This window comes from Mesocryomonas lacus (assembly GCF_055730135.2).
On the sequence record NZ_JBUZWE020000011.1, the window covers coordinates 160,197 to 178,468 of the forward strand.

The following is an 18,272-nucleotide window of genomic DNA, read 5'->3' on the forward strand; positions in this document are numbered from 1 at the left end:
GTCAGCCGTCAGGCGACGGCTTCTTCCGTCGTCTGGCGAACCTGCGCCGTGAGCTCTGCCGGCAGGTTCAACTTGGTGGCCAGCTGGTCGAGATAGGCTTTTTCCGCCGGATGATCGGGATCGATGGCGAGCAGCGAGGCGGTGTAGACCTCGATAGCCGCTTCCGGCGTCGTCGCGCCGGCGACGAGATCGTCGATCGAGAGGGGCTTGCGCATCTCGTCCATGACGAAGCCCTTCTCCTCCGCGTCGAGGCCGAGATCGTCGATCCGCCCGAAGATCGCCTCCTGCTCGCCGGCATCGATGTAGCCATCGGCCTTCGAGGCCGCGATCATCGCCGAGAGCATCAGCCGCGCGCGGGCATCCTCCTGGCCTTCGGGAAGGAAGGCGGTGCCGGAGGGCGTGGGCAGTTCGCCGGCGGCCGTTGGCGCCGCGAGCTGCGGCAGCGGCGAGGCGCCGGGCAGGGCCGGGCGGGCATTGTTGGCCTGATAGGTCTGGTAAGCCTTGTAAGCGAGGCCCGCGACGACGGCGGCGCCGCCGAGCTTCAGCGCGGTGCCGCCCATCTTGGCGACTCCCTTGCCGCGGAACAGCTGCGAGGCAAGGCCGCCAGCAAGGCCCCCCGACAGCGCCGAGGCGCCATGGGTGCGGATCAGCCCGCCGATCGTATCCTGGAGGGAGCCGCCGCCGGAGCCGCCGCCGCCGCCCAGCAGGCCGCCGACGCCTGAGAGCGGACCGCCCTGGCTCTGCCGGCTGTCCTGGTTGCCATCTTGACCTTGCGCGCCGGGGGTGCCGAGGAACTGGCCGAGAAGCTTCTGCACGTCGAACATCGAGAATCCTTGCGATGAGGGGCGGTTGGATCCGATATCGGGACGCCTCCGCCGCTTCGCAATGGTCGGGACCCGGCTTCCTGCGCCAAAACGACGCGGTCACCGGATCGCCGGTCTCGTCGGTCATTTCTTCGGTTTGACGTATTCCTTGACGAGCGGCTCGGTCGCATGCCGCTGCAGCAGCGGGATCTGGAACAGCATGAAGGCCATGGTGATCGGCATGGTCGCCCAGACCTTGAAACCGGCCCAGAAGTCCGTCGAGAAATTGCGCCAGACCACTTCGTTGATGACAGCCATCGCCAGGAAGAAGATGCCCCAGCGCAGTGTCAGCTTGCGCCAGCCGGCATCGTCGAGCTTGAACGCCTGGTTGAAGACGTAGCCGAGCAATGGACGGCCGAAGAGAAGGCCGCCGAGCAGGATCACCGCAAACAGCGTGTTGACGATGGTCGGCTTCATCTTGATGAAGGTCTCGTTCTGCAGCCAGAGCGTCAGTCCGCCGAACACCACGACGAAGAAGCCGGACACCAGCGGCATGATCGGCAGCGTGCGCGTCAGCGCCCAGGACACCGACAGCGCGATGATCGTGGCGGCCATGAACAGAGCGGTGGCGATGAACAGCGGCCCGCCGAGCTCGGCCAGCGCCGGAAAGTGCCCGGCCAGCCACTCGCCGCGCGAATTGGCGAAGAAGAACACCACCAGCGGCCCGAGCTCGAGCGCGAACTTCAGCAGCGGATTGATCTGCTTCTCCTCCGGCGCGTTCGGGGAGCCCTCGATCAGATGGTCGGCCATGGAAAATTCCTCTTTGTCCTGCCGCTAGAGCCGGAAGACGACGGATGTGAGGCTTCTGCCCCCTCCGTGTCGCGTTTCTCGGATGTCTCATGCCAGTCTGCGTCGGTCTTGTCTTGCCTTCGAACGAAGACGGCGCACGGGTATTTCGAACTTCCAACCCAACTTTGAAGCAAGGCGCGGTGTGCTTGACCCCATGTCGTGTCTGCGCGACAAATGGCAATGGAAGTCAGGCGGCTTGCAGAGTTCGATCGCTGGATATCGAGGCTCCGCGACAGTACCGCCGTGCTGAGGATCACCCGCCGGATCGCGCGTCTTGAACAAGGGCTTCTCGGCGACGTGAAAGCCGTCGGTGACGGCCTGATGGAGGTGCGGATCGATCACGGTCCTGGCTACCGCCTGTACTTCGCACGGCGGGGAAGCATTCTCATCATCCTGCTGTGCGGTGGTGACAAGAGCACGCAGCAGCAGGACATCCTGCGCGCCAGACTGCTGGCACGGGACATCGAGGAGTAACGCCATGGCAGACAAGATCCGGGTGGACGACCTGCCGAAATGGGACGCTGCCGATTATCTGGCTACGCCGGAAGCGCAGGCCGAGTACCTGTCCATGGTCATGGAAGACGGCGATGCCGGCGAGATCCGGGCAGCCTTGAGCGCCATCGCCCGGGCGCGGGGCATGGCGCAGGTCGCCGACGACTGCGATATCAACCGCCAGAGCCTCTATGCGTCCCTCGGCAAGGACGGCAATCCCGCTTTCCAGACCATCCTGAAGGTGATCCGGTCACTTGGAATGACCTTGTCGGCTAAGACCAGCGACGCATCGGGTCCCGTTGAGGAAGACTTTGGCACGCGTTGACGCCCCTCGTCAGGCGGTCCGCCCCGCGATCGCCGTCGCGAAATCCCGCGCCTTGAACGGCTCGAGGTCGTCGATCCCCTCGCCGACGCCGATGAAGTAGACCGGCAGTTTGAACTTCGCCGCAATGGCGACGAGGATGCCGCCGCGGGCGGTGCCGTCGAGCTTGGTCATCACCAGCCCGTTGACGCCCGCGACATTGCGGAAGATCTCGACTTGGTTCAGGGCGTTCTGGCCAGTGGTGGCGTCGAGCGTCTGCAGCACGGTGTGCGGCGCGTCCGGCTCGCGCCGCTGCAGGACGCGGACGATCTTCTCGAGCTCTGCCATCAGCTCGGTGCGGTTCTGAAGGCGGCCGGCGGTGTCGATGATGAGGACGTCCGAGCCGTTCTCTACCGCCGCATCATAGGCCTCGAAGGCGAGGCCCGCAGCGTCCGCGCCGATCGCCTTGGCGATGACGGTCGAGCCGGTGCGCTCGCCCCAGATCTTCAACTGTTCCACCGCGGCCGCGCGGAACGTGTCGCCGGCGCAGAGCGTGACCTTCAGGCCACCGCGCGTCAGCTTGGCGGCGAGCTTGCCGATGGTCGTCGTCTTGCCGGTGCCGTTGACGCCGACCACCAGGATCACATGCGGCTTCTTCTCAAGGTCGAGCTCCAGCGGCACGGCGACCGGGCGCAGCGTCGCCTCGACCTCGTCGGCGAGAATCGAGCGAACCTCGTCGCCCGAAATCTCCTTGCCGAAGCGCCCCTCTGAAAGACGATCAGTGATGCGCAGTGCCGTCTCGACGCCGAGATCGGCCTGGATCAGCACGTCCTCGAAATCCTGCAGCGTCTCCTCGTCGAGCCGGCGCTTGGTGAAGAGCGCGGTAATCGAGCCGGACAGCTGGCTCGACGAGCGCGCAAGGCCCTCGCGCAGCTTCTCGAACCAGGGAACGCGGACGGCTGGCGCGACGGGCGCGGGGGCCGCCGCCTCGCGCAGGCGGAAGCCGGCGTCCGGTGCCACCGCGCGGGCCGCCCCGGTGCCGATGGCGGCCGGCAGGGTGTCCTCGGGCGCATCCGGCAGGGGAGCATCGGGCTCGAGCCAGGAAAAGTCGGCCTCTTCTTCGACTTCCGGCAGCGGCGCATCCGGCGCGAGGAAGGAGAAATCCTCATCCGAAGACGGTGCCGGTTGGGCTGCCATTAGATCCCCGGCGATCTCGCTCGCGGTCTCCGGTGCCGTGCCAAGGGCGGACTCGCCGGCGAGGGTGCTGGCGGCGGGAATGTCCTCCGCCGTCGCTCGGCCGTCGACATCCAAGACCGCGGGGGCGGCGGCGGCGACATCCGTCCCGGCTTCAGGGGCGCTCGCATCGGGATCGACCAGGGGCGCGTCGGCATCGAGCCAGGAAAAATCCGCTTCCGGCTCCGGCGCATCGGCCGACAGCCATTCCGGCTCGTCCGCCGGGAGAACGACGGCCTCGTCCGCCTCGGCGGCCGAAATGGGCGCCGCGGCCGGCACGGGCTCGGCGATCTCGTTCGGCGCGCGGCTTGCAGCGGTCTCGGAGGCTGGCTCAGGTGTCAGTTCAGGCGCCGGCGTTGCGGCCTGCGCTGCCGCCGGCAGCATGTCCGAGGCGGACCGCGGCGTGTCACCCTCGCTTGCCGGTTCAAGAGCCGTGGTCGGGACAGCCTCCGTCGGCGCCAGCCCGTCCGGCAGACGGCCCGATGCTTCCTCGGCGGCGGGGACCGGCGCCGGGGCGGCGGCCGCCCCCGCCCGATCGGCCTCGCTGCCGAAGGAGAAGACGCGCCGGAAGAAGCCTTTTTTCTCTAGCATATCGTCTCGAAGTCCCATCCTGCGCCCGGGGGCGCGCTGGCGGTCGATGTCACCGCTGCTGTGCCGAACGCACTACAGCATGCCGGCCGGCTTGGCAGCCCTTCAGGCCGGCAGCGCCGTCAGGCGAACACCGTCATGCGCCATGAATTTGGCTGCGACGATCTCGCCGGGGGTGCCGAAGTCGAGGCTGCAGGGGGTGAAGTCCGGCAGCCGCCCCCTGTTCCCGCGCTCCACCAGAACGCTGCCGTTCTGCCCGACCTTGGCGTCGAGGTGCGTGTTGAGCGCGGCCGTTCCCAAGGCTCGAAGCCGCGCAGCGCGCTCGGCGACCACCGTCTGCGGCAGCTGCGGCATGCGCGCGGCGGGCGTGCCCTCGCGCGGCGAGAACGGGAAGATGTGGAGATAGGTCAGTCCGCACTCGGCCACCAGCGCCAGCGAGTTCTCGAACATCGCCTCGGTCTCGGTCGGGAAGCCGGCGATGATGTCGGCGCCGAAGACGATGTCCGGCCGGCTCGCGCGAATATCCGTGCAGAAGCCGATGGCGTCGGCGCGGGTGTGCCGGCGCTTCATCCGCTTCAAAATCATGTCGTCGCCCGCCTGCAGCGAGAGATGGAGATGCGGCATCAGCCGGGTCTCGCTGCCGATCGCCTCGACGAGTTCCGGGTCCGCCTCGACGCTGTCGATCGACGACAGCCGCAGCCGCGCGAGATCCGGCACCCGCTTCAGGAGGGCGGCGACGAGCGTTCCGAGCCGCGGCGCGCCCGGCAGGTCGGCGCCATAGCTGGTGAGGTCGACGCCCGACAGCACCACTTCGTTCGTGCCGGCATCGACCAGCCGCCGGACCTGGTCGACCACCGCGCCCATCGGTACCGAGCGCGAATTGCCGCGGCCGAAGGGGATGATGCAGAAGGTGCAGCGGTGGTCGCAGCCGTTCTGCACCTCGACGATCGCCCGCGCCCGGCCCTCGATCGCATCGACCATATGGCCGGCGGTCTCCGTCACGCTCATGATGTCGTTGACGCGGATCTTCTCCGACGCCGACACGCCGAAATCGGGGAGGGCGGCATAGCTCGTGCGCTGCAGCTTCTCGGCATTGCCGAGGACGGCGTCGACCTCGGCCATCCCGGCGAAACCTGCCGGATCGGTTTGCGCCGCGCAGCCGGTGACGACGATGCGCGCTTCCGGCCGCTCGCGGCGGATCTTGCGGATCGCCTTTTTCGCCTGCCGCACCGCCTCGGACGTGACGGCGCAGGTGTTCATCAGAATGGTGTCTGTCGCGCCGGCAGCCACCGCCTCGCGGCGCATGACCTCGCCCTCATAGGTGTTGAGCCGGCAGCCGAAGGAGTGGACCTCGACGCTCATGACCGCCCGCCAAGGCTCACGCCGGAACGGTCTCGGCGTCGCGCGCGAAGGCGCCGGTCGCAGGGTCGAGGCGGCCGCACCATTCCCACTCTGCGGGCCCGGTCATCACCACGCGGTCGTCGTCGCGCCAGTCGATCAGCAGATCGCCGCCCGGGACCGTGACGGTGACCCGGCGCCCCGTCCGGCCGGTACGGGCGCTGGAAACTGCGGCGGCGCACGCGGCCGAGCCACAGGCGCGGGTCAGCCCGACGCCGCGCTCCCAGGTGCGGATGGTCATCGCATCAGGGGCGGTGACCTCGGCGATCGAGATGTTGGCACGTTCGGGAAAGATCGGATGGTTCTCGAGGATCGGCCCGAAACGGTCGAGCGCATAGGACCAGACGTCATCGGTTACCCAGAAGATCGCATGCGGATTGCCCATCGACGCGACGGAGGGCGAGTGCAGGATCGGCGCGTCGATCGGTCCGATCTGCAACTCGATCGCGCGGGTATCATGAAACTCCTCCGCGAGCGGAATGTCATGCCAGCCGAATTTCGGCGTGCCCATGTCGACGGAGATCTGCCCGTCGGCATGTTCTTCCGCAAACAGGATGCCGGCCTTGGTCTCGAAGGTGAATGTCGGCTTCCCGAGCTCGGCCGCCATCGCCTGCACCACGCAGCGCATGCCGTTGCCGCAGGCGCCGGCTTCCGAGCCGTCGGCATTGATGATCCGCACGAGGGCATCGGTGCCGTCGGTGACGGGATCGTGGATCGCCATGATCTGGTCGAACTTTGTCTCCGCCCGGCCCGCCAGCGCGATCGCGGCCGCCGGCACGATCCGTGCACTGCGCCCACGCAGGTCGGCGACCAGGATCTCGTTGCCGAGCCCGTTCATGCGCGCGAAGGGGACCGAGGTCCCGGGATCAGAGGCGTCTGTCATGCCGGCTATATGGCGGAAACGGCGGCCGATTACCAGACGACCGGCGCTGGCCGGCCTTGTGCCCGTCGGTCTCGGAGATCAGATTTCAGCCTTCTTGAGGATCTCGTTGATCCTGGACTGCCAGCCTTTGCCCGTTACCTTGAACTTGGCGATGACGTCCGGCTCGAGGCGCAGCGAGATCTGTTGACGTGGCTTGGCGATCGCCGGACGCCCCCGGTTCCGAGCGATGCTTTGCATCAGATCGGGAAAGATTTCGGCAAACGGCCTCGCGCCGGCCAACTCCTCGTCCGTCGCTTCCGGCGCGTCCGGATCGCCGGCGATCATCTCCTAGATTCTCGCCTCCTCGGCATCACTGATGATTTCCGTCAAAGCAGGCTCCTGTTTTTCCGGTCGTTTCGGCTCGCCTGGGGCATTTGCCAATCATAGTACGGCATTGCCAAAATCCGTCGGCGTCATGGTCGCCTCGTTGGCGGCCAGCGGCGTGGGCATCGACGATACCAGCCCATGCGGTAGTTGCACGACGAGACCCGGCCACCCCGCGACGAACCGGTCCGGCGGCAGATCCCACCGCGCCAGCGCCCGGGAGAGGCGCAGCACCGGGTCCTCCTCCGCCTCGTCGGTCAGCTGGAACGTGCCGAAATGGCTGCCGAGCGTCAGCTCAGCCTCGAGAAAGCGCGCCGCCCGCACGGCCTCGTCCGGGTCCTGGTGCTGGGGGCGCATCACGGTGCGCGGCTTGTAGGCGCCGATCGGCAGCACCGCGAGCGCCGGCGGCCCGAACTTTTGCCGCGCGGCGCGGTAGTTGATCCCGCCATGGAAGCCGCTGTCGCCGACGCAGTAGATCAGCCCGGCCGGGGTCTCGAAGGCGAAGGAGGCTCAGAGCGTCATCCGCCGGTCGAGCGCCCCGCGCGCCGACCAGTGGTGCGTCGGGTCGAGCGTCACCGCGACCGCGTCGTTCAGCACCACGCGGTCGTGCCAGTCGTGCGCCGAGACGTCGGCGCCCCGCCGAAAGCCGCGGATCAGCGTGTCGCAGCCGAGCGGCGCGATGAAGCGCGGCCGGTAGACGTCGTGGAGCCGCTGCAGCGTCGCCCTGTCCATGTGGTCGTAGTGCGAATGCGAGACGCAGACGACGTCGATCTCCGGCAGGTCCTCGAAGCGGACCGCCGGCGGGTTGAACCGCTTCGGCCCAAAGGGCGCTGCGCAGCGCTCTGACCAGACGGGGTCGATGAGGATGTTCAGCCCACCGACCTGCAGGAGGAAACTCGCATGCCCCACCGCCACCATCCGCGCCGCTTCGCCCTCGACCCGCGCCGGCGGCACGTCGAGCGGCAGCGGGCTCGGCACGCGCGAAGGCCAGCGCTCCCGCTGCCCCGAGCGCTGCCATTCCCAGATCGCCCTCAGCGAGGCCGGCATCTCGCCGCCGGGGTTGAAGAAGCGGGTGCCGTCGAAATGGTCGGAGACCGGGCCGCGGCAGTAGGGATTGGCGAAGGGTTTCATGGAGGGCCTTAGGGATCGCCTGCTGAACATCGTGCGAGACGTCTAAAGATGGTGCCGCGCGGTGCGATCCGCAGGCGGCTTCAGATTTGCCACCGATCCCATTCGCGCACGGCCCTTCGTTTCGGTCGGCTTCGATGCCGCTCGAGTTCGGCGCGATCAAGGCCGACATCGATCAGCAGGCGGTCATCGAGCTTGTCGAGAACGTCCTCCAAAGCTCGCGCCTCGGCATCTAATCGCCAAAACCGTGCGTCGCGCCAATGCGCCACCCGCCGCCGCAATCCAAAAATGCTGCTGTACCATGCCATCGTCGATCCTCCGGCCGTCACCCTCGGAGCCGTGAAGGCATTTGACCAACGAGTTCCAGGCGGTCTAGTCATGACGAATACGAATACCGGGGGAGGGATACGACAGATGGCCAACGGACTCGACAGCGACCTCCTGCGCACCTTCGTCGCGGTTGCCGACACGTTGAACTTCACCCGTGCCGGCGAGATCGTTGGGCGGAGCCAGTCTGCCGTCAGTTTGCAGATCAAGCGGCTGGAAGATGTCGTGGGGTCCGTGCTGTTCGATCGCGGACCCCGAGGTGTGGCGCTGACGGCGCAAGCCGAAATGCTGCTCGCCAATGCGCGGCGGATCATTGCCCTGATCGACGAGACCGCTGCGGCGATGCCGCTTCGGCCGCTGAACGGCCCCGTTCGGATCGGGGTCCCGGAAGAGTACAGTCACACCCTCCTACCGAAGGCGCTTGGCGTGTTTGCCAAGCTGCATCCACTGGTCGAGGTGACGGTCAAGTACGGCCAGTCTGCGGCCCACCGGCTGGCTTTCGAGGCGGGCGATCTCGATCTTGCCGTGGTGTTCGAGCCCTCAGGCAGCGTCATGGCCGAGCCGTTGATGATCGACCCTACCGTCTGGGTGACGTCATCGGTGCATTGTATCCACGAGAACCGCCCCTTGCCTGTGGCTCTCAACGACACGCAAGGCTGGTGCCGGGCTGCGGCGCTCGCCTCGCTGCAGAAGTTGGCGGTGCCGTTCCGCATCGCCTACACCGCCGACACCAGTGGTGCACTGCAGGCTGCCGCGACCTGCGGCTTGGCGATCGCACCGCTGTCACGAAGTCATATTCCGCATCAGTGCCGCGAGTTGACGCTGGAGGAGGGGTTCGACGTCATTGATGCATCGAGTGTCGGCCTGCTGCAGAATGCCAACTCTCGCGCTTCTGCCGTCTCTGGCATGGCCGACGCAGTCCGCGATGCGTTTACTTTGAAGCTGGGGCTGTCCTAAGGTCCACGCGTGGGCAAGTTTGCCCAATGCGGCCGCGAGGGTATTGGTCAGGCTAGCAGCTGTAACCCATGCTTCTGCACGATCGCCAAGAGCTTGACCGCCGGGCCGCTTGGCTTCTTGGCACCGTTCTCCCATTTCTGGACCGTCGACGTGCTGGTGTTGAGGTAGCGCGCGAAGATCGGTTGGCTGACGTTCTGGCTTTCCCGAAGCGCCTTGATCTCGTCCGGCTCGAAGGTCGGGGGCACATCGATGCAAGTGGCGTCAAAGCTGCGAAGCGTGGCCTTGTCCATGGCCCCGACCGCATGCAGCGCCGTGGCGGACGCATGGATGGCCTCGAAGGCGTCCGACTTAAACTTCGTGGCCATTTTCGATTTCCTTCCAGTGACCGCTGTCGATCAGTTGCTGAACCTGAAGGGGAGCCAGGTTGCCATACGCCTTGGCCAGCGTGCGGAACGCTTGCAACTCTTCGCTGTCGATGTTCGCGCGATCGCTCTTCGCAAACAGATATTCAAAGACCCAGGATTCGCCCGCCCTTGCGAGGATGATGGCGCGAAGATGGTTGTCGTTCAGCCGCTTCTTGAAGACGCCGCCGCCCAGATCAACCGCTCGACCGCATGCGACCTCAGCGATCGCGCTTCCGAGCGCAGCGTCGGATACCCCTGCCTTGCGAGCAGCCTTGGCAAACCACTTCGTTTTAAAGATGCGCGGCCCCATAGAGTTGTATAGCACTGCGTCCTATGGAGGCCAAGATGTTGCCGTACCCCGCCCGCGCTTTTCTTGACCCTTCCGCCCAACCGTGCTTTACGTCTCCCAAATCCGCGACTGTCCGTCCGCGAGCCGCCGACCGTGCCCCTCCCGTCGACCCCGACGAGCCGCACGGAGGTCACCATCCGCCAGCGAGTGTCGCCCGCGGATGACGCTTTGCTTTGGGCTGTCGCGGGCGTTGCGGTTGCTGGTCCGTCACCACATTTCGCAAGCATTACCGGCTCCCCAGGATGCCGGCTTGCGAAGAGGACGGAAGGGAAGACATGTTCGACTCATTGCAGAACCGGCTCGGTTCGATCCTGAACGGCCTCACCGGCCGCGGCGCCTTGTCCAACGACGACGTGTCGGCGGCGCTGCGCGAGGTGCGCCGGGCGCTGCTCGAGGCCGACGTCGCGCTCGAAGTGGTCCGCTCCTTCACCGACAAGGTGCGCGAGAAGGCCGTCGGCGCGGAAATCCTGAAGTCGATCAAGCCCGGGCAGATGGTCGTCAAAATCGTCCATGACGAGCTGATCGCGATGCTCGGCCAGGACCAGGTCCCGGTGGATCTCAATGCGCCGTCGCCGGTGACGATCATGATGGTCGGCCTGCAGGGCTCGGGCAAGACCACGACGTCCGGCAAGCTCGCCAAGCGCCTGACCGAGAAGCAGCGCAAGAAGGTGCTGATGGCCTCGCTCGACACGCGGCGCCCCGCCGCGCAGGAGCAGCTGCGCATCCTCGGCGAGCAGACCGGCGTTGCGACGCTGCCGATCATCGCCGGCCAGGACCCGGTCGAGATCGCCAGCCGCGCCGCGCAGGCCGCGCGCCTCGGCGGCTACGACGTCCTGATCCTCGACACCGCCGGCCGCACCCATATCGACGAGCCGCTGATGCTCGAAATGGCCGAGATCAAGGCCCGTTCGGCGCCGCACGAGATCCTGCTCGTCGCCGACAGCCTGACCGGCCAGGACGCGGTGAACCTTGCGCGTTCCTTCGACGAGCGCGTCGGCATCACCGGCATCGTCCTCACCCGCATCGACGGCGATGGCCGCGGCGGTGCGGCGCTGTCGATGCGCGCAGTCACCGGCAAGCCGATCAAGCTGATCGGCACCGGCGAGAAGATGGACGCGCTGGAGGATTTCCATCCCTCCCGCATCGCTGACCGCATCCTCGGCATGGGCGACATCGTCTCCCTCGTCGAGCGCGCGGCCGAGAACATCGACGCGGAAAAGGCCGCGGCGATGGCCAAGAAGATGCAGTCGGGCAAGTTCGACCTGAACGACCTCGCCGACCAGATCCGCCAGATGCAGAAGATGGGCGGCATGGGCGGCATGATGGGCCTGATGCCCGGCATGGGAAAGATCAAGGACCAGGTCGCCGCCGCCGGCATCGACGACAAGCTGCTGAAGCGCCAGCTGGCGATCATCTCGTCGATGACCGCGGCCGAGCGCGGCAATCCCGATCTTCTGAAGCACAGCCGCAAGAAGCGCATCGCGGCCGGCTCCGGCACCTCCTCCGCCGACATCAACAAGCTTCTCAAGATGCACCGGCAGATGGCCGACGTCATGAAGTCGATGAACAAGGGCAAGGGCGGCATGATGGGCCAGCTGATGGGCGGCCTCGGCGCCAAGCTTGGCCTCGGCGGTGGTGCCGGCGGCATGGGCGGCATGCCGGACCTGTCCAAGATGGACCCGAAACAGCTCGAAGCCATGGCCAAGATGGCCCAGTCGGGCGGGATGCCCGGCATGCCGAAGGGCCTGCCGCCGGGTCTCGGCGGCGGCGGCGGATTGCCGGGCCTGCCCAGCGGCTTCCCAGGACTTCCGGGCCTTCCCGGCAAGAAGAAATAGCCGGTCTTTCCCGGTTTGCAGAACCTCTGAACCTAAAGAACTCAACGCAAGGAACCTAAAATGCCCCTGAAGATGCGTCTCGCCCGTGCCGGCTCCAAGAAGCGTCCCTACTACCACATCGTCGTCGCCGACGCCCGCTCGCCGCGCGACGGCCGCTTCGTCGAGACCCTCGGCTCGTGGAACCCGATGCTGCCGAAGGACGCCGCCCGCGTCACCCTGAAGGAAGACCGCATCAAGCATTGGCTCGGCGAGGGTGCCCAGCCGACCGACCGCGTGCTGCGCTTCCTCGACCAGGCGGGCATCGCCAACCGTCCCGAGCGCAAGAACGAGACCAAGGGCCTGCCGGGCAAGAAGGCGCAGGAGCGCATTGCCGAGCGCGAGCAGAAGGTGATCGACGCCCGCGAGCAGGCCGAGGCTGACGCCGCCGCCGCTGCCGAGGCTGCTGCTGCCGCGGCCGCTGCCGCCGAGGAAGCCAAGAACGCCCCGGCCGAAGAGGCCGCTGCCGAGGACGAGACCCCGGCGGCCTGATCGGCTTTGCCGGAAGGTTCTTTCGGCTGAAGGAAAAGTACGTGAGCGGCGCCTTCGGGCGCCGTTTGCTTTTGGAAGCTCAGTCGCCCGAGGACGCGGCATCCATCCGTGCGGCCAGCCGCAGGATCTCGTTCACCCGCTCTTCCCAGTCCGGGCTCTCCGCGAGATGATCGAGCAGATCGATGTCGAGGGCGAGTTCCACGCGCCGCTTGGGGCGTGCGAGGCGGATGTCGCGGCTCTCGTTGAATTCCATCGGCGGGTTGTCGGGGTCCGTCAGCGCCACGACGGTGATGCCGAGATCTTCCGCCCAGCTGATCTCGCCCAGCTGCCGGCTTGCCGTCTGCCGCGCCCGTGCGCGGGCATCAGCGTGACGCGAGGTCGTCGACATAGCGCCTTTTCTCCCTGGCATTGGCCTTGCGCAACGAAATGATCCTCGTCTGCCCGGCGCGGCCGGCGCAGCCAAGGCAGCACGATCATGCCGATTTCCGGCCCTCGGTGGCAACGCCGACTTGACGAGCCGGACAACTCCTCGCAGACGTTCGCTCTCGCCTTACAAGCCCCGTCATCCTCGATCGGATTGCCCCGTGCCAGACGCCAAGTTCCCGAAAAACCCCATCCTGCTCGGCGTCGTCGGCGGGGCGCACGGGATCAAGGGGGAGGTGCGGATCAAGTCCTTCACCGAGAACCCGGTCGACATCAAGGCCTATGGGCCGCTCGTCGACGCGAAGGGCAACACCTATACGATCCGCTCCGCGCGCATCCAGAAGAACGTCGTGGTGGTGACGATCAACGAGATCTCCGACCGCAACGGCGCTGAACTCCTGAACGGCACCGAGCTCTTCGTCGACCGCAGCGCGCTGCCGGAGGACGATGCGGATGCCTTCTACCAGTCCGACATGGTCGGCATGACCGTCGAGACGACGGACGGGCAGCCGGTCGGCACCGTCATCGCATTCCATGATTTCGGTGCCGGCGAGGTGGTCGAAATCAAGCCAGAGCGCGGCTCCTCGGTGATGATCCCGTTCTCGGAGGCCGCCGTGCCCGAGATCGACGTCGAGCGCCGGGTGATGATCGTCGAGCCGCTGGCGGCCGGCCTCGTCTCGACCCCGGACGAGGACGAGGCGGAGGCGCGCGCCGCGGCGGAGCAGGAGGAGAAGTGAGCTTTCGCGCCACCGTCCTGACGCTCTACCCCGAGATGTTTCCGGGGCCGCTCGGCGTGTCGCTCGCGGGGCGAGCGCTGGAGCGCGGCGACGTGACGCTCGACACCGTGCAGATCCGCGACTTCTCGGTCGGCCGCAACCGCATGGTCGACGACACGCCGTCCGGCGGCGGCGCCGGCATGGTGCTGCGCGCCGACGTGCTCGGCAAGGCGATCGACCACGCCACCCCCGAGGGTGACACGCGCCCGCGCCTCCTCATGAGCCCGCGCGGCCGGCCGCTCACGCAAGGTTTTGTCCGTGAGCTCTCCGCCGGCCCCGGCGTGGTGATCGTCTGCGGCCGCTTCGAGGGCGTCGACGAGCGGGTGATCGAGGGGCGGGGCCTCCTGGAGGTGTCGATCGGCGACTACATCCTCTCCGGCGGCGAACTCGGCGCGCTGGTGCTGCTCGATGCCGTGGTGCGGTTGCTGCCGGGCGTCATGGGCAATGCCCAGTCCGGCGAGACCGAAAGTTTCGAGACTGGCATGCTGGAGCACCCCCACTACACCCGCCCGGCGGAATGGGAGGGGCGCAGTATTCCCGCGGTGCTGACCTCGGGCGACCACGGCGCGGTCGAGCGCTGGCGGCGTGCGGAGGCCGAGCAGCTGACGCGGGCGCGGCGGCCGGATCTGTTGGAGGGCTGAGGCGGCTTGAGGGCGGTGGCGGTCGGGCGGTCAGCCTGCGCTCAGGGGCCATGCCTTTGCGCTATATGACTGGCAGCCGGGCGCTCCTGTCCGCGCTTGACGGCGCCCCCCTCTGGCCTGCCGGCCATCTCCCCCACAAGGAGGGAGATCGGCAGCTGCGACGCCGGCGACCATCCGATCTCCCCACCCGTGGGGGAGATGGCCGGCAGGCCAGAGGGGGGCACGCTGCCGCAACGCCGGACGAACGCCGCCGCACTGTTGGCCGAACCCCGCCGAACCACCGGACCAACCCCGCCGCACCGCTCCATCCCACCCATCCTCCCCCCGCCGCAACGGCGCGAGATTTCCCGTCCCGCCCAACTCGACAAACCGCCCCCTTCCGTGTAAGGCACCCGCGTTCCTCAGAATAACTTGACCGTATCGACGGCCATGACCGGGACACCCGGCATGAAACAAAGAGAGGCTCACGCCCATGAACATCATTGCTGAACTGGAAGCTGCTGAGGTCGCGCGCATTGCGGCAGTCCGCACCATCCCGACCTTCTCCCCTGGCGACACGCTGCGCGTCAACGTCCGCGTCACCGAAGGCACCCGCACCCGCGTGCAGGCCTATGAGGGCGTCTGCATCGGCCGCGCCGGCGCCGGCATCCAGGAAAACTTCACCGTCCGCAAGATCTCCTACGGCGAGGGCGTCGAGCGCGTCTTCCCGATGTACTCGCCGATGCTCGAGAGCGTCGAAGTGGTCCGCCGCGGCCGCGTCCGCCGCGCCAAGCTCTATTACCTGCGCGATCGCCGCGGCAAGTCGGCCCGTATCGTCGAGGCCACCAACGTGCGCGCGCGCAAGCTGAACGATGACGCCCGCCAGATCGTCATCAACGAGAAGGCCAAGGCCGACGCCGTGAAGGCCGAAGCCCGCCAGGCGACGCTCGATGCGGCTGCCGCCGAGGCCAACGCCAAGGAAGCCGCTGCCGCCGAGGCCGCTGCCGCCAAGGACAGCGCCGCCGAGTAAGATCGGCACCGTTCGAAACGACCTTGAAAAGCGGCCTCCGGGCCGCTTTTTTTATGCCGGGTTTTGGGGAGGATCGACATGGATGCGTTTGCTGCGGCCAATCTCAGGAACTGGGACGAGCGGGCGGGACTCCACGCCAGCGACACCACCGGCTCCTACCGCATACCCGCGGTGCTGGCCGGCGGGTCGAGCCTCCACGCCATCGAGGCGTCCGAGATCGGCGATCTCGCAAACCGCGACGTCGTCCACCTGCAATGCCATATCGGCCTCGACACGCTGTCGCTGAAGCATCTTGGCGCCGCCTCCGTCACCGATCTCGACTTCTCGCCGGCCGCGATCGCCGCCGCCCGCGATTTTGCCGCGCGGGCGGGTACGCAGGCCCGGTTCGTCGAGGCATCGGTCGATGCGGCGGTCGAGGTCCTGGGCGCCGCCCAATACGACATCGCCTTCGTCACCTGGGGCGCCATCAACTGGCTGCCTGATCTCGGTACGTGGGCGCGCGTCGTTTCGGCCGTGCTGCGGCCGGGCGGCAAACTCTATCTGCTGGAGAGCCATCCGGTGATGAACCAGATGGTGGCCGAAGACGGGCGGTTGTACGTCGGCTTCGACTGGCAGACGCCGCCGTCGGCGCCGCTCGCCTTTGACGAAGCGACCACCTACACCGGCGACACGCGGCCAATCCAGAACACCCGCAACTATGAATGGCTGCACCCCATCAGCGAGGTCGTTGGCAGCGTGCTCGGCGCGGGCCTTCGGCTGGATTTCCTGCACGAGCACGACCAGATCGCCTGGCGCGCCTTCCCCGGCATGGTCGAGACCGGCGAGGACCTCTTCAGCCTCCCCGACGGCATGCCGAAAATCCCGCTCGCCTTCTCGCTGCAGGCGACAAAGCCCGCCTGAAGCACCGTAAGACCGGCGGGTTTCGGCAGCGGGCTGATGCCCGACGGCTGCCGCGCCGAGCGTTGCAATCCTCAACCCTCGTCATCCTCGGCCGCAGGCCGGGGATCCATGCCGCCGCGCTATCGGCTCCGCTTCGGACGAGGAAGAACTTTCCTTCACCGCCGAACCCTCTTTCAGGCCCCGGCATGCGTCCCCGCGCTTCGCGCGAGGATGACGAATTTGGGAGGCCGCGACCGCGTCCGCTGCGCTTCGACCCGCTCCAGTTCACCAGATTATCGAAGTGTCCGGCGTGAAAAAAACCGGCCGCCTTTCGGCGACCGGTCTCTGTTGTACTTGAAGCGAAGTTAGCGCGACTTCTTGTAGAGCTTTGACGCGATTTCGAACATTTCCTCCGGCGCGTAGTCCGGGGTGAAGGCCGAGGGGACGCCGGTCAGCTGGTGGATCTTGCCGCCTTCCGGATGGCCCTCGACGACCTCGAGCTCGCCCTGGGGGTCGCCCGGCAGCGCCATTTCGCCATTTCCCCAGATGCCCGCCATGTCCTTGTAGTCGTTCGGCGAGAACGTGTAGAGGCGGCGGTGCGAGCCCTCGTCGAGGTACTTCTGGCATTCTGGGATCTTCGACAGGTCGATGTTCGGCGTCGGCAGGAAGTCCTTGATTTTCACGCCGGTGATCTTCTCCAGCGCCAGCGCGTAGGCATGCGCGTGTACCGAGCCGCGCACCAGGAGATAGCCGCAGACTTCGCGGCCGGTCGGGTCGGTCAGCGTCTCGTAGACCCGCAGCTTGTGCAGCCGCGCGCCGCATTCGAGGTGGAAGTTGTGCAGCAGATCGACCACCACATTGCCGGTGGTGGTGATGAAGTCGTTGTTCCACGACGCACCGTTCGAGTTAACGGGCATCGCGCCGCCGGCGCCAGAGAGGAAGGCGGCGGCCAGCCGGATGTCCTTCATGTCTTCGAAGGGCGCGCCGGAGATGTCGCCGCCATCGCCCATGTCGCCGTCCTTCTTGTCCGGCCCGTTGTTCAGCATGGCGACACCGTTCGAGACGAGCTCAACATGGCCGAGCTCTTCGGCGGTGATCGAGGCGACGAGGCTGTAGAACGGCTTCAGCTTGTCTTTGGAGCGGAAGTTGAAGCTCTGGAACATGTAGTTGCCGAGCGTCGACATCTCGCCGTACTTGCCGCCGAGCAGTTCCTGCAGCGCTGCCGCCGCATTCGGATCCGCCCGCTTCGGCGCCGGCAGTTCGGCCTGTAGCTTATCGATGCGCATGAACATGGGAGATCTCCAGGTGGGGAATGACTGAGGTCAATCCCGGCTTGGAGCGGCCGTTCCCAAATAACGGCGCGGTTCAGACTAACGAGCGTTATCGCACAAAGTATCTCATCCGTTGTTGTGCTTGAGTTTGTCTGAGATCGCGACCGCATCGCGTCGCGATGACATGACCATCTCCGTAGTCGGTGCCGAGTAACATTTGTTGTCGGAAGCGTTCGCTCGCTCGATTTACGTTTCGCACCGCGCGGTTGATTCCCTGTCCATGTCATACGCATGCAGGCTCGTGAAAGCCGGTAGCCATCCCTCCCGCCTGATCATCCAAAGCTCATATGTCGGCGCGAACTGGTCCGTCTCATTCAGTGCTCCAAGACTGACCTCGACCTCGTCGCCGCTGCGCCCGAACACGGACGAGCCGCATTCCGGGCAGAACGACCGTCCTTTGAACGCCCGCGTTTCGCCCGTGATGGTCACCGCGTCCGCCGGGAAGATGGCCGAGGCGTTGAACAGCGAGCCGGACTGCTTGCGGCAGTCGAGGCAGTGGCAAACGCCGACGCGATACGGCTCTCCCGTCGCGGTAATGCGGACGTTGCCGCAGAGACATCCGCCGGTGACCTGATTCATGCTGCGTTTCCTCCCGCCACCACCATCGGTACCACAATTAAGCCAGCCACCTTGCCCGGCCAGCTTTGGAATGGCTCCATTGTCTTGGACCCCGCAGATTGCTATTTTGGCGCCATGCATCCGGTCCGCTCCACTTCCGCTGTTCTGCCGACGACGCTGGGCTTTTCCCCGCTCGACGACCGCACGCGGCTGCCCG

General features: G+C 66.7%; 21 protein-coding genes and 1 pseudogene. 9 read left to right on the forward strand and 13 right to left on the reverse strand.

What is annotated here, in order from left to right; translation table 11 throughout:
- Positions 1 to 8 precede the first annotated feature (8 nt).
- Together ACZLZY_RS17790 and ACZLZY_RS17795 are read right to left on the reverse strand one after the other, a co-directional pair.
- Entirely contained in the window at positions 9 to 824 is an 816-nt protein-coding gene (locus tag ACZLZY_RS17790) for a tellurite resistance TerB family protein (protein ID WP_472935541.1), read from the reverse strand.
- Positions 825 to 947: 123 nt separating this feature from the next.
- A complete protein-coding gene (locus ACZLZY_RS17795; protein ID WP_472935542.1) occupies positions 948 to 1,613 on the reverse strand; it encodes a septation protein A in 666 nt (221 codons plus the stop codon).
- Between the two features lie 219 nt (positions 1,614 to 1,832).
- Between ACZLZY_RS17795 and ACZLZY_RS17800 the strand changes: the two genes are divergently transcribed.
- Both ACZLZY_RS17800 and ACZLZY_RS17805 read left to right on the forward strand, forming a co-directional pair.
- Complete coding sequence (locus ACZLZY_RS17800) at positions 1,833 to 2,126, forward strand: type II toxin-antitoxin system RelE/ParE family toxin (protein WP_472935607.1); 294 nt, start codon at positions 1,833 to 1,835, stop codon at positions 2,124 to 2,126.
- Between the two features lie 4 nt (positions 2,127 to 2,130).
- Positions 2,131 to 2,469, forward strand: coding sequence for an addiction module antidote protein (locus tag ACZLZY_RS17805; RefSeq protein WP_472935543.1), 339 nt, complete (start codon positions 2,131 to 2,133; stop codon positions 2,467 to 2,469).
- A gap of 9 nt (positions 2,470 to 2,478) precedes the next feature.
- Here ACZLZY_RS17805 and ftsY read toward each other — a convergent pair whose 3' ends face one another.
- The 6 genes and pseudogenes from ftsY to ACZLZY_RS17835 all read right to left on the reverse strand — a co-directional run bounded on the left by ftsY (position 2,479) and on the right by ACZLZY_RS17835 (position 8,346).
- On the reverse strand, positions 2,479 to 4,269 hold the full coding sequence (gene ftsY, locus ACZLZY_RS17810; protein WP_472935544.1) for a signal recognition particle-docking protein FtsY: 1,791 nt from the start codon (positions 4,267 to 4,269) through the stop codon (positions 2,479 to 2,481).
- A 102-nt stretch (positions 4,270 to 4,371) separates the two neighbouring features.
- Positions 4,372 to 5,628, reverse strand: a complete 1,257-nt coding sequence (gene mtaB / locus ACZLZY_RS17815; protein ID WP_472935545.1) for a tRNA (N(6)-L-threonylcarbamoyladenosine(37)-C(2))-methylthiotransferase MtaB — start codon at positions 5,626 to 5,628, stop codon at positions 4,372 to 4,374.
- A gap of 16 nt (positions 5,629 to 5,644) precedes the next feature.
- Complete coding sequence (gene dapF / locus ACZLZY_RS17820) at positions 5,645 to 6,547, reverse strand: diaminopimelate epimerase (protein ID WP_472935546.1); 903 nt, start codon at positions 6,545 to 6,547, stop codon at positions 5,645 to 5,647.
- A gap of 78 nt (positions 6,548 to 6,625) precedes the next feature.
- Positions 6,626 to 6,871, reverse strand: a complete 246-nt coding sequence (locus ACZLZY_RS17825; RefSeq protein WP_472935547.1) for a BrnA antitoxin family protein — start codon at positions 6,869 to 6,871, stop codon at positions 6,626 to 6,628.
- 96 nt (positions 6,872 to 6,967) lie between these two features.
- Positions 6,968 to 8,071, reverse strand: a pseudogene (locus ACZLZY_RS17830) (MBL fold metallo-hydrolase).
- Positions 8,072 to 8,121: 50 nt separating this feature from the next.
- Positions 8,122 to 8,346, reverse strand: a complete 225-nt coding sequence (locus ACZLZY_RS17835) for a hypothetical protein (RefSeq protein ID WP_472935548.1) — start codon at positions 8,344 to 8,346, stop codon at positions 8,122 to 8,124.
- 106 nt (positions 8,347 to 8,452) lie between these two features.
- On the opposite strand from ACZLZY_RS17835, the gene ACZLZY_RS17840 reads away from it, so the two are divergent.
- Complete coding sequence (locus ACZLZY_RS17840; RefSeq protein WP_472935549.1) at positions 8,453 to 9,322, forward strand: LysR family transcriptional regulator; 870 nt, start codon at positions 8,453 to 8,455, stop codon at positions 9,320 to 9,322.
- Positions 9,323 to 9,369: 47 nt separating this feature from the next.
- Here ACZLZY_RS17840 and ACZLZY_RS17845 read toward each other — a convergent pair whose 3' ends face one another.
- Together ACZLZY_RS17845 and ACZLZY_RS17850 are read right to left on the reverse strand one after the other, a co-directional pair.
- On the reverse strand, positions 9,370 to 9,687 hold the full coding sequence (locus ACZLZY_RS17845; protein WP_472935550.1) for a type II toxin-antitoxin system RelB family anti-toxin transcriptional regulator: 318 nt from the start codon (positions 9,685 to 9,687) through the stop codon (positions 9,370 to 9,372).
- Positions 9,671 to 10,036 carry a type II toxin-antitoxin system RelE/ParE family toxin gene (locus tag ACZLZY_RS17850; RefSeq protein ID WP_472935608.1) on the reverse strand — a complete coding sequence of 122 codons (366 nt, stop codon included), beginning with the start codon at positions 10,034 to 10,036 and terminating at the stop codon, positions 9,671 to 9,673. Before ACZLZY_RS17850 ends, ACZLZY_RS17845 begins: the two co-directional genes overlap by 17 nt.
- A 314-nt stretch (positions 10,037 to 10,350) precedes the next feature.
- On the opposite strand from ACZLZY_RS17850, the gene ffh reads away from it, so the two are divergent.
- Both ffh and rpsP read left to right on the forward strand, forming a co-directional pair.
- Complete coding sequence (ffh, locus tag ACZLZY_RS17855; RefSeq protein ID WP_472935551.1) at positions 10,351 to 11,910, forward strand: signal recognition particle protein; 1,560 nt, start codon at positions 10,351 to 10,353, stop codon at positions 11,908 to 11,910.
- 60 nt (positions 11,911 to 11,970) lie between these two features.
- Positions 11,971 to 12,438, forward strand: a complete 468-nt coding sequence (gene rpsP / locus ACZLZY_RS17860; protein WP_472935552.1) for a 30S ribosomal protein S16 — start codon at positions 11,971 to 11,973, stop codon at positions 12,436 to 12,438.
- Positions 12,439 to 12,517: 79 nt separating this feature from the next.
- Here rpsP and ACZLZY_RS17865 read toward each other — a convergent pair whose 3' ends face one another.
- Entirely contained in the window at positions 12,518 to 12,826 is a 309-nt protein-coding gene (locus ACZLZY_RS17865) for a BrnA antitoxin family protein (protein WP_472935553.1), read from the reverse strand.
- Between the two features lie 196 nt (positions 12,827 to 13,022).
- Between ACZLZY_RS17865 and rimM the strand changes: the two genes are divergently transcribed.
- The 4 genes from rimM to ACZLZY_RS17885 all read left to right on the forward strand — a co-directional run bounded on the left by rimM (position 13,023) and on the right by ACZLZY_RS17885 (position 16,187).
- Complete coding sequence (gene rimM, locus ACZLZY_RS17870; RefSeq protein WP_472935554.1) at positions 13,023 to 13,598, forward strand: ribosome maturation factor RimM; 576 nt, start codon at positions 13,023 to 13,025, stop codon at positions 13,596 to 13,598.
- Positions 13,595 to 14,278 carry a tRNA (guanosine(37)-N1)-methyltransferase TrmD gene (gene trmD, locus ACZLZY_RS17875; RefSeq protein ID WP_472935555.1) on the forward strand — a complete coding sequence of 228 codons (684 nt, stop codon included), beginning with the start codon at positions 13,595 to 13,597 and terminating at the stop codon, positions 14,276 to 14,278. Before rimM ends, trmD begins: the two co-directional genes overlap by 4 nt.
- A 472-nt stretch (positions 14,279 to 14,750) precedes the next feature.
- Complete coding sequence (gene rplS, locus ACZLZY_RS17880) at positions 14,751 to 15,287, forward strand: 50S ribosomal protein L19 (protein ID WP_472935556.1); 537 nt, start codon at positions 14,751 to 14,753, stop codon at positions 15,285 to 15,287.
- 78 nt (positions 15,288 to 15,365) lie between these two features.
- Positions 15,366 to 16,187, forward strand: a complete 822-nt coding sequence (locus tag ACZLZY_RS17885; RefSeq protein WP_472935557.1) for a class I SAM-dependent methyltransferase — start codon at positions 15,366 to 15,368, stop codon at positions 16,185 to 16,187.
- 344 nt (positions 16,188 to 16,531) lie between these two features.
- Here the strand turns inward: ACZLZY_RS17885 and ACZLZY_RS17890 are convergent, their stop codons facing one another.
- A complete protein-coding gene (locus ACZLZY_RS17890; RefSeq protein ID WP_472935558.1) occupies positions 16,532 to 17,458 on the reverse strand; it encodes a manganese catalase family protein in 927 nt (308 codons plus the stop codon).
- A 225-nt stretch (positions 17,459 to 17,683) separates the two neighbouring features.
- Positions 17,684 to 18,076, reverse strand: coding sequence for a GFA family protein (locus ACZLZY_RS17895; RefSeq protein WP_472935559.1), 393 nt, complete (start codon positions 18,074 to 18,076; stop codon positions 17,684 to 17,686).
- Positions 18,077 to 18,272: the final 196 nt, after the last annotated feature.